15 protein-coding genes are annotated in these 14,456 nt (G+C 50.2%); all 15 read right to left on the reverse strand.

What is annotated here, in order from left to right:
* Positions 1 to 9 precede the first annotated feature (9 nt).
* Positions 10 to 270 carry a chaperone NapD gene (locus BM231_RS08265; protein ID WP_063312646.1) on the reverse strand — a complete coding sequence of 87 codons (261 nt, stop codon included), beginning with the start codon at positions 268 to 270 and terminating at the stop codon, positions 10 to 12.
* Entirely contained in the window at positions 267 to 773 is a 507-nt protein-coding gene (gene napF, locus BM231_RS27535) for a ferredoxin-type protein NapF (protein ID WP_093518404.1), read from the reverse strand. The genes BM231_RS08265 and napF overlap by 4 nt, the downstream gene beginning before the upstream one ends.
* A 459-nt stretch (positions 774 to 1,232) precedes the next feature.
* Complete coding sequence (locus tag BM231_RS08275) at positions 1,233 to 2,474, reverse strand: carbohydrate porin (RefSeq protein WP_093518406.1); 1,242 nt, start codon at positions 2,472 to 2,474, stop codon at positions 1,233 to 1,235.
* A 239-nt stretch (positions 2,475 to 2,713) separates the two neighbouring features.
* Positions 2,714 to 2,962 carry a hypothetical protein gene (locus BM231_RS08280; RefSeq protein WP_057461267.1) on the reverse strand — a complete coding sequence of 83 codons (249 nt, stop codon included), beginning with the start codon at positions 2,960 to 2,962 and terminating at the stop codon, positions 2,714 to 2,716.
* Positions 2,959 to 3,150, reverse strand: a complete 192-nt coding sequence (locus tag BM231_RS08285) for a hypothetical protein (protein ID WP_063312649.1) — start codon at positions 3,148 to 3,150, stop codon at positions 2,959 to 2,961. The genes BM231_RS08280 and BM231_RS08285 overlap by 4 nt, the downstream gene beginning before the upstream one ends.
* Before the next feature lie 3 nt (positions 3,151 to 3,153).
* Positions 3,154 to 5,097 (reverse strand): nitric oxide reductase activation protein NorD, encoded by a 1,944-nt coding sequence (locus BM231_RS08290; RefSeq protein ID WP_208860194.1) that lies wholly within the window; start codon positions 5,095 to 5,097, stop codon positions 3,154 to 3,156.
* Positions 5,098 to 5,102: 5 nt separating this feature from the next.
* Positions 5,103 to 5,900, reverse strand: coding sequence for a CbbQ/NirQ/NorQ/GpvN family protein (locus BM231_RS08295; RefSeq protein WP_093518410.1), 798 nt, complete (start codon positions 5,898 to 5,900; stop codon positions 5,103 to 5,105).
* Entirely contained in the window at positions 5,900 to 7,285 is a 1,386-nt protein-coding gene (locus BM231_RS08300) for a cbb3-type cytochrome c oxidase subunit I (RefSeq protein WP_093518412.1), read from the reverse strand. The genes BM231_RS08295 and BM231_RS08300 overlap by 1 nt, the downstream gene beginning before the upstream one ends.
* Before the next feature lie 11 nt (positions 7,286 to 7,296).
* Positions 7,297 to 7,749, reverse strand: a complete 453-nt coding sequence (locus BM231_RS08305; protein WP_093518414.1) for a c-type cytochrome — start codon at positions 7,747 to 7,749, stop codon at positions 7,297 to 7,299.
* 189 nt (positions 7,750 to 7,938) lie between these two features.
* Positions 7,939 to 8,655 (reverse strand): Crp/Fnr family transcriptional regulator, encoded by a 717-nt coding sequence (locus BM231_RS08310; RefSeq protein ID WP_057461262.1) that lies wholly within the window; start codon positions 8,653 to 8,655, stop codon positions 7,939 to 7,941.
* A 416-nt stretch (positions 8,656 to 9,071) separates the two neighbouring features.
* Complete coding sequence (locus BM231_RS08315; RefSeq protein WP_093518416.1) at positions 9,072 to 9,902, reverse strand: ABC transporter ATP-binding protein; 831 nt, start codon at positions 9,900 to 9,902, stop codon at positions 9,072 to 9,074.
* Positions 9,889 to 10,749 carry an ABC transporter ATP-binding protein gene (locus BM231_RS08320; RefSeq protein WP_093518418.1) on the reverse strand — a complete coding sequence of 287 codons (861 nt, stop codon included), beginning with the start codon at positions 10,747 to 10,749 and terminating at the stop codon, positions 9,889 to 9,891. Before BM231_RS08320 ends, BM231_RS08315 begins: the two co-directional genes overlap by 14 nt.
* A gap of 12 nt (positions 10,750 to 10,761) precedes the next feature.
* On the reverse strand, positions 10,762 to 11,703 hold the full coding sequence (locus BM231_RS08325; RefSeq protein WP_093518420.1) for an ABC transporter permease: 942 nt from the start codon (positions 11,701 to 11,703) through the stop codon (positions 10,762 to 10,764).
* Positions 11,700 to 12,767, reverse strand: coding sequence for an ABC transporter permease (locus BM231_RS08330; RefSeq protein WP_093518422.1), 1,068 nt, complete (start codon positions 12,765 to 12,767; stop codon positions 11,700 to 11,702). Before BM231_RS08330 ends, BM231_RS08325 begins: the two co-directional genes overlap by 4 nt.
* Before the next feature lie 16 nt (positions 12,768 to 12,783).
* On the reverse strand, positions 12,784 to 14,397 hold the full coding sequence (locus BM231_RS08335) for an ABC transporter substrate-binding protein (protein WP_057461256.1): 1,614 nt from the start codon (positions 14,395 to 14,397) through the stop codon (positions 12,784 to 12,786).
* Between the last annotated feature and the right edge of the window lie 59 nt (positions 14,398 to 14,456).

Genomic DNA, 14,456 nt, shown 5'->3' on the forward strand with positions numbered 1-14,456 from the left:
TGCCTCCCGTTAGGCCGCCTTCAAGTCAGGGTCGGTGTTTGGTTCGAATTGATGATAGGTAAGTGCAGCGGATACGACGCCCGGCGTCCGGTGAATTTCCAGCACCTGCTGATCAGCGAAGGACTCTTCCGTATCCTCCGCAGTCACAACGAGCTGGCTTGTATCCTCTTTGGTGATATGAACTTCCACGCCCGGCAGGGCGGACAATGCTTCAGAAACCTCTTGGGTTTGTCCCGCTAAACAACTAACGAGAACGCCGCAAATGTTCATAGAACCTCCTCTTGGAGTTTAATTTCGCGCATTTCGATGGATCCATTGGGACAAGCAACAAGGCAGGCACCGCACCCGGTACAGGCTTCACTGTCCAAATCAGGAATTTGCTGGCCACCCAGGCCAAGATGAAATCGGATTGCCCTCAACTCACAAAAGTCAGCGCAAGCCCGGCACGCGATCTTTTGATAAGAAAGGCAGTTGGAGCCGATCGTTGCTTTCATTGCCCAAGGTGCAGCTTCGGTCTTGACCAGTGCTCCCTCTTTGCAAACGTCGACGCACGCTTCACAGAAGGTGCAGGGTCCCACCCCAAAATCGACAACAGCCAACCTACTCCGCTCAGAAATTCGAAGGATCTTTTCAGGACACGCCGAAACACAGTCACCGCAACCGGTGCATACATCGGAAAATTCAACTTTGCCAATACTGTAAGGCGGACACGGCTTATCCTCCGCATACTTGGACATACCAAGAAAATGCCGCCTTCCCATCTGCGTTTGCATGATAGAATCAACTTCTCAACTGAACTGATAAAAATATATCAACGAGATTACTTTTGTATTTTGATTGCAATCAAATTGAATGCTTCAGAAATACTGGCACCAATAACTCAAGATTTAAATTTAACTTGAGTTTACATCTCACGTTTCCGTGATAATTTAGCTTTTGTCCATATTTCAAATTACTTCAAACTAAACTAATTTAGTGATTTCTGAAGTAAAGTCAGTGCGTTCATCAGAGCACATCAAAATTCGGACCTGAAACTAACTATTTTAAAGCTGAAATTTTGTACTGCTTTTCTGAAGGCCAGAGCACTTTGCAGAACGAGTGAGCGCACACAAAAACGCAAAGATTACAGTGGATTTCCACGTACTTTTTCTTTGTCGTGCATGGATGGTTTTTGCAAGTGATTTGCACTCTCGAAAACGAGCTATTTTTCTGAAAAAACAACGTCTTTGGACCTAAAAATCAACGGACATTTCGAAGCCAACAACCCACGCATCAGAGATATTTGTCTGTCCATTTGGGTTCACCACATACTGCCCATCGACTGTCGTATAGAACCATTCCGTAAACTGGAAACGATGGTTGATCTCAAACACCAGTTCAAAGGTCTGTCCCGGCAAATCATCGCTGAAGAAACCAAGATAAAATGCACCTGCCGTGATGTCATTATCGCGGCTATCAAGCAGCCCTTTGTAGTAGGCGCCACCACTCACTCCATAAGGCAAACTGTTGATGCTTTGTTGTGGCGCAAATGTAAAAAGCCCCCAGAGATTAAGACCTTGATCCGCTTGCTCTTCATAAACCATCTGGTTCGCAATGAAGTAGAGCCCCCAGTTACCCTCTTCCGTCGCATTGGCATCGGTAAATGGCGTGTAGTCACTGGTGTCATAATAACCACCAAGCATATACCGCCCCGGTAAATAAGCGCTGGTCTTCTCCTGCCCGACTAAAGCACCACCTTCTGCAATCACCAACACACCGTCTTCAGGATTGAACTTGAAGTTAAGTCCCTGACTGTCGTTGTCCTGTGCATTCAGGTCCGCATTATAAGCACCGACAGAAAGATAAAGGGATTCCTGCGGTTTAAGCGTTCCTCTAACACCCCATTGACTGAAAGGAGGTGTCGTAAACGACGGCAAGTTTTCCAACAATTGTACGGGGTTCCCGTTGACACCACTGTTCACGTAGAGAGGGAACGCATCGCTGTAAGCGAAGTCAGTCCCCGTAGAGAGGCGGCCTATCGCAATCTCCACCCGATCATTCGCCAGCCTCTGCAAAATGTTCATCTGTGAAATGCCGAAAACATCTCCGATAAAGATCTGCGCAACATCAAAAACATTATTGATATCTTCACCGGATAGATCCCGCCCCAAACCTTGATACAAACCAAAGCTAAAGCTGGTTCCATTCAAACCCAGCAGTTTCTGGAGATCGAAGTCGATACTTGCATCAAGCGCACCTGCATAAGCAGCACTTTGCCGTTCGCCGCCAACCGGATTTGCCATAATATCATGGGTGTAATTGAGCTCTGGATCGATACCCATATCGTTGAGTTTCGTCCGGTATCCGCCCCAATCTCCGGTCGCCGTCTCCCAATCACCCCAGTTCAGTGGCCAGCGAGAATTCTGCGCTTGCGCAATACTATTGAAAACCGCGCAAAAACAAAGACATGCAAGCAGAAGGCGGCCCTGCTTCATCAAACTAGCTAGCGATATTGGGGCAACAGACGCTCGCAACTGTTGTCTCTCCTGTCAGGAAACACCAAATCAGATGGAACGCAGCACAACTCCAGCGGAACAACACTATGCTGGCATATTAATTTTTGCTTCTGAATTGATAAAACTGTCAGTCAGAACAATCAGATGAACACTGCGCACAAAAAAAAGCGCGATCTATATAGATCGCGCTCGGCTTCCCATGCTCGCAAAGCAGTTAATCAGTCCAGCAAACCATCCGATTTATCCATGAGGTAACGGATATGTTTTGCAAAGGGATACGCAAACGGATAGCCCAAAACAACGCCGCCAGCCATCGCCAGGTAAGGTGACATCACCGGCCATCCAACCCATGAAAAAATCAGAGACAAGAAGAAAAGGTTGATACCGACCGCTCCAATACCCAGCGGGTAAAGATAGAGTGCCAGCCTTCTTACGCTGATGCGATTGCTGAGGTCTTCTTCGCTCATCTGCCTTTTACAACCCTGTGCACGACATAAAGTGAGACAACCAGCATAACCGTAGCGAAACCAAACCAAAGCTCAGCAGTCGCACTTTGTGGCTGAGGCACAGGACGTTGGTATCCAGAAATTGCAGCCATTGCGGACAAAGGCAGCAGACCTGCCATAAAGCCCATAACCATATAGAAAAGCTTCATAATCTAATACTCCCTTGTCAGGCTTCTGTAGATATCCGGCAGCGCGCGTGTAAGACGCTCCGGATTTGGGAAGAGCGTATAACCACCTTTGCCAAAGATACGGGCAAACCAATCCTGCCCATCCTCATCAACAATCACACCATGAACGGCCATGCCTTGTTTGCGAGCTTCACGAACAGCCATGTGGCTGTCTTCAATGCCGTGAATACCTTCATAGTGATCAAGATCGTTCGGCTTTCCATCTGTTAGTACAAGCAAAAGCTTCCGCTGTGTTTGCTGCAAGGCAAGCTGCGCAGTTGTATGCCGGATTGCCGCTCCCAACCGGGTGTAATAGCAAGGCTTGAGTGACCCAATCTTCGCGATCACCTGATCAGTCATCGGTTCATCGAAGTCTTTGGCCTTGTTCATGAAAACACGATCGCGCTTCAGGGAGGAGAACCCCCAGACACCAAGATGATCCCCACTTGCATCAATACCGCCAGACAGAGCAGCAAGTGCGGCCCCCGCAATCTCGATAACACTGGAATCACCAACCGCACTTTCGGTAGAACGGGATGTATCAAGCAACATAGCTACGGAAAGATCGCGCTCAACAGCACGTGCATCCTGAAAGATACGGTCAGATGCATAACCGGAAGCTTTCAGATCAACCTGAGCCGTCACCAAAGCATCCAGATCCAGCTCGCTGCCCTCAGCCTGCCGCATCTGCATGATCCGCTTTGGACGCAAGGCTTCAAACTGGCGTTTCACCTGACGAATACGGCGCTTATGATAAGGATCCGTCAGCAACACGCTCTCATAATCGGGCTCGGCATCCTTCTCCAGAACACGACAATGATCTTCCAAAAACTTACGTTGACGGTGATCCCACTCAGGATATGTGAACTTGTCGGAAAGGCGTTCGTGGTCTGCATCTTCTGGAGACAAATCCAGGTGCAAACGCAAACGCGTCGCTGCTTTCCGCTGATTTTTTGAAAGGCTGATATAATCTTGGTCATCAGCAGCTTTCTGCGCATTTTCCTCTTCGTCGTCATCGGTACTACGATTGAGGTTCATGCTTTCTACCCATGAGAGGATGGCCTCAAACCGATGTAGAATAAAACTGTCTTTACGATCCGCTTGCTCGCGTTTTTCACGCTTTGCCTTGCGTTTTGAAGATGCATTGGCACCTTGCGGCGTTGGCGGAGCCTGCTCATCCGAGCGCTCTTCACCACGTTCACCGTTGACCAACTCACTTGAAACCCAGATCGGTACAGGCGCAAACGGGCAGTATCCGTTCGGAGCTTTCAGCTTCCAGCGCTCATCGACGCATTCCATCGCCTTACGAATGATTGCGCTCGTGTTGGTGACAGCTCGCGGCCCGCCAAGCAATTCCAGAACAATCGCTTCAACTGCAGCTTCCCACTCAGGAAGACTTGGACGTTTACGGGTTTGTAAAAGAAACTCACAGGACTGACGGAAAAAGTCGTGAAGACCAACACACTTTCCCCAAACACGCTCAATGGCTTGCTTGGCCAAAGCCAATGCCTGAACATCCGCCTGCAACGGATCCTCTGGTTTTGCCTGCACATCGCAGTTCGCTGCAAAGGCAGCAAGCCAGATGTAGTGGGCCCGGTTCATTTCTGCTTTTGGGAACACGCCAAGAACCGGCGGAAGTCTCAAACGCTCGCCGTCAAACTCTGGCAGAAAAATTGTTTCTGCAGCGTTGCCGAGCTTACGCTTTACGGGCATGCGGTAGGTTGAAGCTGTCGCCGGAGCTTGACTGATCTCGACTTTAGCTTCACCACCTAACCCGCGAAACACCACTTGCACGGAGGTGCGCAGCTGAGCCAGCTCGACCTCCATATCCTCGTGGTGCACTGGAGCACCCAGGCTTGAAGCATAATCATGCCACAGATTACCTACGGCTTCTTCAGGCTCTAAAAACTCCAGTATTTGCTCTTTCATCAGGCTCACCCGTAAACAACTGCGATCAAATCACGAAGCGCAACCTGAACATCAGGCTCATCACTCAATGGTTCAACAACAGAGTATTGCAGTGCTTTCTCGACTGGCATACCACCAGCAATCAGGGATGCAGCATAAATCAGCAAGCGAGTGGAAACACCCTCTTCCAGATCCAGGCTGGAAAGACCACGGATATGGCCAGCAAGACGAACCAAGAATTTGGAACGCTCAACATCCAGTCCGCTTTCTTTAGCAACAACCTGCACTTCAGTTTCCGCATCAGGGAAATCGAAGGTGGTTGAAAGGAAGCGCTGCCGTGTGGAAGGCTTCATCTGCTTCAGAACGTTCTGATAGCCGGGGTTGTAGCTGGCAACGAGCATAAAGTTCGGTGGAGCTTGCAGCTCTTCGCCAGTTCTCTCAATGATGAGACGACGACGGTTGTCGGTCAACGGGTGCAAAACAACCGCAACGTCTTTCCGTGCTTCAATCACTTCATCAAGATAGCAGATCGCACCTTCACGAACAGCGCGGGTCAGCGGGCCATCAACCCACTCAGTCACGCCGCCTTTAAGCAGGTAACGACCAATAAGGTCTGCTGCGGACAGATCATCGTGGCAAGCCACGGTGTAGATCGGGCGACCCAGCTTTGCGGCCATGTGTTCCACAAAACGGGTTTTGCCGCAGCCCGTCGGCCCCTTCAAAAGAAGGGGCAGACCTTTGTTAAAAGCCGTTTCAAATAATGCACATTCATCGGCGATAGGCTGATAATAGGGCACATCAAAAACGTGGTTCTGTACAGTCATTAACGACCACCTTCCAGAACTGCTTGGGCTTCAGGACTACTACCAGTCACTGGTTTGGAACCAGAGGTCTCTGTGAACAGCTCTTTGCGCGGTACGAGCAAGGAGTAGATGAACAGCAGAGCACCAATCACAACAGCCGCACCAGCACCGAAGCGCATGATGTAGAACACTGTCAGCTGGTCCTGTACGGACATGAAGTCTTCACCAACAACACGCTGCATGTGTGTCTGGATGGTTCCAGCAAATGTCAGCACGAAGGTCATGAAGGACATACCACCGGTCATCAGCCAGAAGCTGCCCATATTGAGAACCTGGTTGTATGGATTACGACCCTTAAGCATTGGCATTGCGTAGGTGAACACTGCAAGGTTCAGAGCAACGTATGCGCCGAAGAAGGCAAGGTGACCATGCGCTGCAGTGATCTGTGTACCGTGTGAGTAGAAGTTCACACCGTGCAGAGTATGCAGGAAGCCCCATACGCCAGCGCCGAAGAACGCGACAGTTGCGGAACCGAGAGACCACAGCAGAGCTGCTTTGTTTGGATGGTTCTTACGACCTTTCCAGACCATGACGAAGGAGAAGGTCATCATCAGGAAGAATGGTATGACTTCCAGAGTAGAGAAGACGGAACCAATCCACTGCCAGTAGCCAGGCAAGCCGATCCAATAATAGTGGTGTCCTGTACCAAGAATACCGGAGAACAGAGCAGTCGCTACGATGATGTAGAGCCACTTCTCGATCACTTCGCGGTCAACACCGGTGAGTTTCAGCATCAGGAAGCCAAGGATGGAAGCCATCACAAGTTCCCAGGTACCTTCTACCCAAAGGTGAACAACGTACCACCAGTACATTTTATCAAGGCTCAGGTTGTCTGGGTTGTAGAATGCGAACAACCACAGCAGGGAAAGAGCCCAAAGGCCAATTACCAGAATGTTTGTGATCGCAGTCTTACGACCTTTCAACACAGTCATTGAGATGTTGAAGAGGAAGATCAACGCAGCAACAAGAATGCCGACTTTAACCCAGAGCGGCTGCTCAAGGAATTCACGACCTTCATGGATGCCCATGATGTAGCTGACAACAGCACCCAGTGTACCAACCACGAGAATGATCAGCTGAATGTAAGCGAGTTTAACGGAGTGGATCTCACGCTCGCTCTCTTCCGGGATGATGAAGTAAGCCGCACCAAAGAAGCCAAGCAGAAGCCAGACGATCAGTGCGTTGGTGTGCAACATGCGAACGATGTTGAACGGCAGCAACTCCGAAAGGAAGTTAGGTGCAACATAAATCCAGCCAGCGAGCAAGCCGCCCAGAACCTGGATTGCGAATAGGCCAAGCGCAGCTACGAAGTAAGCATACGCGACTTTTTGAGAACTGTATTTCATAATACCACCCCTTAACCAGCGTCGTTCGGTGGCCAGTCTTGCGTGTTGGTCTTGTCAGCCCAACGCAAGAATTCAGAGAGGCCGCGGACTTCTTCTTTGGTCAGATCGAAGAAAGGCATCTGGCGACGGCCTTCGATACGGCTAGGCTGGGCTTCCATCCAGGAGCCAAGTGTCTCAGCTGCATCATCCGGATCATCCAGCACGCCCCAACGTGTCATCACGTTGCCGACTTCAGGAGCAAAGTAAGCGCCTTCCCCGTGCAACGTATGGCAGTTGATGCAAGCATGCTTTTCCCAAACGTGCTTTCCGAGGACAACCTCGTCAGTGAGCTCAGCCTTTGAAGTCGATTCATTGACGACGTAAAGGTGGCTGTCGATTGAGAGCACGGCAAATATGCCTATGAAGAATAAGGATCCCCCATAAAAAATATTTCGTGCCCGCGATTTTGTAAGGAATTCTGACATCTACGGAATCCTATCGTGGTTACGGTCCCGAAGATGATAAAATTGACGCCAGTGGGGAAGTTTGTGCTAGAACAACCTATTCGGTAATTACCGGATATAGGAGAAAAATGCTTTTAAAAACAATAGGATATAAAATCGAGAATACTGGTATTTATGCCTAGTAACACTCAAGCAATCACTCGGCAGCACTCAAGAGTCAGCCATTGGGTCCAAATCAGCCAGAGTCTTCAGCTTATTCATCTCTGTCACGATGACCTTTTTGCGCCCGCTATTCACAATTCCTTGCTTTTCCCAAGCGCTTAGCAAACGGCTCACAGTGTACAAAGTTGTGCCGGTCATCTCAGAGATATTCTGGCGTGTGAGAGGAAAATCAATTTCCATCCCCTCGTCAGTGATGCGGCTGCTTTGGATAGCAAGCCTCAGCAAAGCCCGTGCAACGCGTTGCTCGACCTGCTGTGTTGCCAGCTCCAGAATGTGGTTATTCGCTTCAGAGATACGCTCTCCGACGGTTTTGTAGGTTTCCGTCGCAAATCCATCGTACTTTTCGACAAACGTCTTCCAGAGGCTTGTCGGCCAGAACAACACAAGGCAGTCATCAATCGCCACAGCACTGGCCGGATAAGTCGTCCTGCCAATTGCGGAGGCAATGCCCATAAGCTCGCCACTTACGATGTGACGTGCAATCACCTGATCTCCAGAAGCCGTGGTGCGAATAACGCGCACATGACCGTCCAGCAGCAGGAAAAACCGTTCCGCTGGCTCATGCTCTTCGAAAATAGCCTGACCCGCGCTGAAACGCTTTGGCGTCGCTGCGTCCAAAATCTCTCTGATATCAACGCGTTCCAGCTTTCGGAACGGAGGAATATGGGAAATAAGATTTTCGTCAAGACTTCTCAAAGAAGACACCGTAGATCAATTAGAAAACACCCAAGCCAATCTGCGAGTGTTTCAGCTTATGTACTCGTAGAATTAAGCCGGTTGGTTATAACAGAAAACATTAAGAAATTCACAGTGAACTCATTGGTGTAAGCCATTTTCTGCACATGAGTTCCAACTATCATATAGGCGCTACGTTTTTCTCCACCAACGAGCTAGTTTTTAACCGTTTTCTGAAAGGAAATTTGCTTCAGGAAGAGGTGGAAGCGACCCAGTGTGGGATCAAAAAAAGACGCAAAGAGAATCAGAGACCTATCAGAAATTCACAATGTGTCGTTGCCCTTTGGCAAAGACACTCTCGCCCAACGACTTGGGCGATATAGTCTAAATGACAAAAGCCCCACCACAAGGGCGGGGCTTTCAGTAGTCATCAAATGCTTCACAGATCAGCTGTCGCCGAAGAACTCTGCATCATACCCCATGGAGGCTTTAAGCAGCTCCTGTGTGTAAGCTGTCTCTGGTGTGGAGCTTCGCATCGCTTCCACATCCATCACCTCAACAACCTCACCATGCTGCATCACGGCAATCTCATCACACATATGCGCAACCACAGCCAGATCATGCGTCACCATCACATAAGTAAGGTTATGCTCCTTACGCAGATCAGCAAACAGGTTCAGAATTTCCGCCTGCACAGACACATCCAATGCTGAAGTTGGCTCATCCAATAACAGGATCTCTGGCTCCAACATCAAAGCACGTGCAACGGCCACACGCTGTCGCTGTCCACCGGAAAGCTGATGCGGATACCTGAAGCGAAAATCAGCTCCGAGTCCAACATCATCCAAAGCCCGAAGCACACGACCATCAACATCGTCAAACCCATGTAGTTTCAAGGGTTCTGACAAAACTCGGTCTACAGTATGGCGTGGATGCAAGGACGCATAGGGATCCTGAAAAACCATCTGAATCTTACGGGCAAAAGCCTTGTCGCGCTTATGCGAGACAGGTGCACCATCAATATCGATCTCACCATCCCAGCTCTCAACGAGTCCACACACAGCGCGCAACACAGTTGATTTACCTGAACCAGATTCACCGACAATACCAAAACTGCCGCCTTGCTGAACCTTGACACTCACATTCTTGACAGCCTGAAAGCGATCCGCTCCCTCACCGAAATAGACGTTGAGGTCTTTGATCTCGAGGCGAGCATCCTTTGTTGCTTCCGCAACCCATGGCTTACGTTCCATCACAGCACTATCAGACCCGGGCATCGACACTGGCCTCCTGCTTCCAACTGTCCTGACGCTGCAGAGCTTCAAGGCGCCCCTTGGGCTCCTCAATGCGAGGCAGCGCGTTCAGCAACCCACGTGTATAAGGATGTGTCGCATTATGCAGTTCACTGGCCTTACAGGTCTCCACAATACGTCCAGCGTACATAATGATAATGCGGTCACAGAACGAAGAGACAAGGTTCAGATCGTGACTGATGAAAATCAGCCCCATCCCGCGCTCCTGCACCAATTTGTCCATAATCGCCAGCACCTTCATCTGCACAGTCACGTCCAATGCAGAGGTCGGTTCATCAGCAATCAGCAGTTTTGGATCGGTGATCAGCATCATCGCGATCATCACACGCTGCCCCATACCGCCTGAAAGCTCATGCGGGTAAGAGTCGAACACACGCTCAGGATTACGGATCTGAACAGCCTCCAGCATCTCCAGTGCGCCCTGACGAGCCTCACGACGAGACGCCTTGGTGTGAAGACGCAAAGCCTCACAGATCTGTTTGCCGACCGTATGAACCGGGTTTAGCGAGAACTTCGGATCCTGCATCACCATAGAGATCTGGTGCCCACGGATCTTCCGCATCTGCCGTTCCGAATAGTCCAGCAGATTTTCACCATTGAACATAATCGACTTGGCTTCCATCTGGCCCGGAGACCGGATCAGGCGCAAAATACTCCGTCCGGTCATAGACTTGCCAGAGCCACTTTCGCCCACAATACCAACGCGCTCACGCCCGACAGAGAAAGAAATGCCACGAACGGCATCAACTGTACCACTGCGTGTCGGGAAACGAACCCAAAGGTCCTCAACGCTTAAAAGCGTATCACTCATGGTTCTCGCCCCCTAGCTCTGGCTCTTTTTCGGATCAAGAATATCGCGCAGACCATCACCCAGCAGGTTGAAGCCCAAGGACACGATAAAGATCGCCATACCCGGCATGGCAGCAACCCACCAATGGTCCAGAATAAACTTGCGACCAGCAGAGATCATTGCGCCCCACTCAGGCTCTGGAGGCTGAGCACCAAGACCAAGGAAACCAAGGCCAGCAGCTGTCAGAATAATCCCGGCCATATCAAGCGTCACACGCACGATGATGGAGGACAGACACAGCGGCCACACATGCCCAACAATGATGTGCATGACACCAGCACCCTGCAAACGCACAGCGCTAATATAATCTGCATTACGAATGGTCAGAGTTTCCGCGCGAGCAATACGCGCATACGGAGGCCATGCCGTCAGGCTGATCGCAATAATCGCACTCTCAATACCAGCCCCAAGCGCAGCAACGAAGGCAAGCGCCAGAATAAGCTTGGGAAACGCCAGGAAGATATCAACCAAACGCATAAGCGCCTGGTCAACCCAGCCGCCCAGGTAACCCGCAACAGTTCCAATCAACAAACCGAAAACCGGGGCTGTGAACGCAACGATGCCCACGATCAGAAGAGTGATACGTGAACCATAAACGAGGCGGCTCCAGATATCACGGCCAAGCTCATCAGTTCCAAGCAGGTGACCATCCACTCCCGGCGCAGTCAAACGCTTGGCAAGATCTTGGGCATTTGGCTCAGTTGTTGCCAGCAGAGGCGCAAAAATCGCCATCAGAACCAGGCTCAAAATAATCAAGAACCCGAGAAACGCGAGCTTGTTTTCATAGAGTTTCATCCACCCCATATAAAACTGCACAGCACGTGCATGTCCGCGGGATGTAGGTGCATCAGAGGAGAGCCATGCTTTCAAGCCAGCTCTGTCAGGCACGTTGGATTTTACAGGTGCTGTTGTCATCGTGCCCTCGGATCAACCACTTTGTACATAAAGTCAGAGAAGAGATTGAGGCCAACAAAGATAGCACCAACCACGACTGTTCCACCCAGTACCGCATTCATATCGGCAGAGAGCAGAGCATTGGTGATGTAGTTGCCCAGACCCGGCCACGAGAAGATGATCTCAGTTAGCACAGACCCTTCCAGCAGGTTCGCATAGGAAAGCGCGATCACCGTAATAAGCGGGATCATCACATTAGGCAGCGCATGACGCCAGATCACAGCAGTCTCAGAAACACCCTTCACACGCGCCGTGGTGATATACTCCTGAGAGAACTGTTCCAGCATGAACGAACGGGTCATACGAGAAATATAGGCAATGGAGTAATAGCCAAGAATACTTGCCGGCAGAATGATGTGGCTCACTGCATTCCAGAAGATATCAATCTCACCTGCAATCAGGCTATCGATGAGGATCATGCCTGAAACGACAGGAACAATGTCTTCAAAGTAGATGTCGATACGACCCGGGCCACTAACCCAGCCAAGAATACCGTAGAAAATCAAGAGCCCCATCAAGCCGAACCAGAAGATCGGCATGGAGTAGCCAAACAGGCCAACAAGGCGGATCAGCTGGTCAGGCCAGCGGCCTTCATTCACAGCAGCCAAAACACCCATCGGCACACCAATGCCAACGCCAGCGATAGTCGCCAAGGTCGCAAGCTCTAATGTAGCCGGGAAAACGCGGGCAATATCCTCAACAACAGGCCGCGCTGTCAGCGTCGACATCCCGAAGTCGCCCATCGCCACCTGTTTCAAGAACAGCATGAACTGCACATAAAGCGGCTGATCAAGACCCATGGCCTTGTACGCAGCTTCATAAATTTCCTGAGAAGCACGCTCACCAACAACCGCGAGAACCGGGTCAACTGGCATAACACGCGCAATAATGAAGGTGACGAAAAGAAGCCCCACCATAGTGATGGCAATGGAGAAAAGGCCAGCGATTAAACCTTTTAAAATCTTGTAGAGCGGCGAGGTAAACCCTCGCCGCGCCACAGTCGCTGTAGAGTCAGCGATGCTCATTTGTGATTAGCCAATCTTATTTTTTTACAGGCCAGAAGAATACGCCAGTGATAGCGCCACCCGGGTTGAAGCCGGTCACGTTTGCAGCCATTGAGTTCTGCTCAATCTGCTGGAACATAACTGAGAATGGAGCTTCTTTCTGGAAGGTCTTCTGAGCTTGCACGTACATGCGAGCACGCTTTTCGCGATCACTTTCCTGTACAGCCAGATCGGTCAGCTTGGTCAGTTCTGTTGCTGGGTAAGCGTTACGCCATGCCAGTTTACCAACATGCTTACCTTCATCGGAGTTATCCGGGTTGTTTGCAAAGGTATCAGCATTTGTGTGTGGATCTGGGTAATCCGGACCCCATGCGCCTACGTAGATCTGGAAATCACGTGCGCGGTAACGACCAAGGATCTGCTTGCCAGTTCCCTGTGTGATAGATGCGCGAATACCAGCCTGGCCAAAGGTGTTCTGCAAGCTTTGAGCAATTTCAACACGCTCAGTCGCATTACGAACGATGAACTCAACATCGAAACCGTCAGCATAACCAGCCTGGTCGAGCAGCTCTTTAGCTTTCTCAACGTTCAGTGAGAATGGAGTGTCCTTCAGTTCGCCCATATAGGTCTGCGGAAGGAACGCCTGCTGGATTGTGTACTGGCCCTTCAGGAAGGAACCGGTCATGCCTTTGTAGTCAACAAGGTACTTCAGAGCTTCCGCAACCTTCGGATGGGACAGCGCCTTATCCTTCTGGTTGAAGGAGATGTACATCAGACGACCGCGGAGCGTGTCTTCAACCTTCAGGTCTTCATTCGTGGAGATCGCAGCAATATCTTCTGGAGACAGGTGACGAGCAACATCAACGTCGCCTTTTTCCAGCATCAGGCGCTGAGAAGCAGATTCCATCACGTGACGCACGATAACGCGCTTCATCGCAACTTCACCGCGCCAGTAACCTGGAACAGCAGTCAGAGAATAAGACTCATTTGGCTTCCAGCTCTGCAGCTTAAACGCGCCAGAACCCGCAGAATTGGTTTTCAGCCAGCCGTTACCCCAGTCGCCATCAACTTCATTGGATTTAACCAGTTCACTATCAACGATAGAAGCAATTGCAGAAGTGAAGCAGTTCAGTACGAAAGAAGGAGCGTACTTCTTATCTGTCGTAATCTGGAAAGTGTTCTCATCAACGGCTTTGATTGTCTCACTCATGTTTTCAGGAGTGAAGCCAAACTGCGTAAGAATGAAAGACGGTGTTTTCTTCATCGCAACTGCACGGCGAAGGCTGTACTCAGCATCCTTTGCAGTAACAGGGTTGCCGGTGTGGAACTTGACGCCCTCACGCATTTTAAAGGTAAAGGTCTTGCCATCCTCTGAGATTTCCCAGCTTGTTGCCAGACCTGGCTCATAACCTTTGGACAGGTCAGCTGGGTTCAGCTGTACCAGACGGTCATACATGTTGTTCGCCATGTCTGTACCGGAGAACTCAAACATTTCCTGCGGATCAAGGGAAATGATGTCGTCAATACGGCCAGCAACAATAAGCATGTTTGGTGGTGTTGCAGCACCAGCCTCAGAGATGATAGCGCCGGAAATTGGCATCGCCACGCTTGCAGCAAGCGCCAGCGAGAGAAGACTACGCTTAAATTGCATTTAAAAATGCTCCCCTATTTATAAAATGCCTTCACATCGTTAGTCGCGCGAAGGCGAAA

Origin of the sequence: Pseudovibrio ascidiaceicola, from assembly GCF_900114245.1 — a bacterium.
GTDB classification, from domain to species: domain Bacteria; phylum Pseudomonadota; class Alphaproteobacteria; order Rhizobiales; family Stappiaceae; genus Pseudovibrio; species Pseudovibrio ascidiaceicola.

Coding starts and splice junctions, on each gene's coding strand:
- BM231_RS08335 (WP_057461256.1), bottom strand. CDS start 14,397: ATGCAATTTAAGCGTAGTCTTCTCTCGCTGGCGCTTGCTGCAAGCGTG.
- BM231_RS08295 (WP_093518410.1), bottom strand. CDS start 5,900: ATGACTGTACAGAACCACGTTTTTGATGTGCCCTATTATCAGCCTATC.
- BM231_RS08265 (WP_063312646.1), bottom strand. CDS start 270: ATGAACATTTGCGGCGTTCTCGTTAGTTGTTTAGCGGGACAAACCCAA.
- BM231_RS08325 (WP_093518420.1), bottom strand. CDS start 11,703: ATGACAACAGCACCTGTAAAATCCAACGTGCCTGACAGAGCTGGCTTG.
- BM231_RS08285 (WP_063312649.1), bottom strand. CDS start 3,150: ATGAAGCTTTTCTATATGGTTATGGGCTTTATGGCAGGTCTGCTGCCT.
- BM231_RS08315 (WP_093518416.1), bottom strand. CDS start 9,902: ATGCCCGGGTCTGATAGTGCTGTGATGGAACGTAAGCCATGGGTTGCG.
- BM231_RS08275 (WP_093518406.1), bottom strand. CDS start 2,474: ATGAAGCAGGGCCGCCTTCTGCTTGCATGTCTTTGTTTTTGCGCGGTT.
- BM231_RS08305 (WP_093518414.1), bottom strand. CDS start 7,749: ATGTCAGAATTCCTTACAAAATCGCGGGCACGAAATATTTTTTATGGG.
- BM231_RS08280 (WP_057461267.1), bottom strand. CDS start 2,962: ATGAGCGAAGAAGACCTCAGCAATCGCATCAGCGTAAGAAGGCTGGCA.
- BM231_RS08320 (WP_093518418.1), bottom strand. CDS start 10,749: ATGAGTGATACGCTTTTAAGCGTTGAGGACCTTTGGGTTCGTTTCCCG.
- BM231_RS08330 (WP_093518422.1), bottom strand. CDS start 12,767: ATGAGCATCGCTGACTCTACAGCGACTGTGGCGCGGCGAGGGTTTACC.
- BM231_RS08290 (WP_208860194.1), bottom strand. CDS start 5,097: ATGAAAGAGCAAATACTGGAGTTTTTAGAGCCTGAAGAAGCCGTAGGT.
- BM231_RS08300 (WP_093518412.1), bottom strand. CDS start 7,285: ATGAAATACAGTTCTCAAAAAGTCGCGTATGCTTACTTCGTAGCTGCG.
- napF (WP_093518404.1), bottom strand. CDS start 773: ATGCAAACGCAGATGGGAAGGCGGCATTTTCTTGGTATGTCCAAGTAT.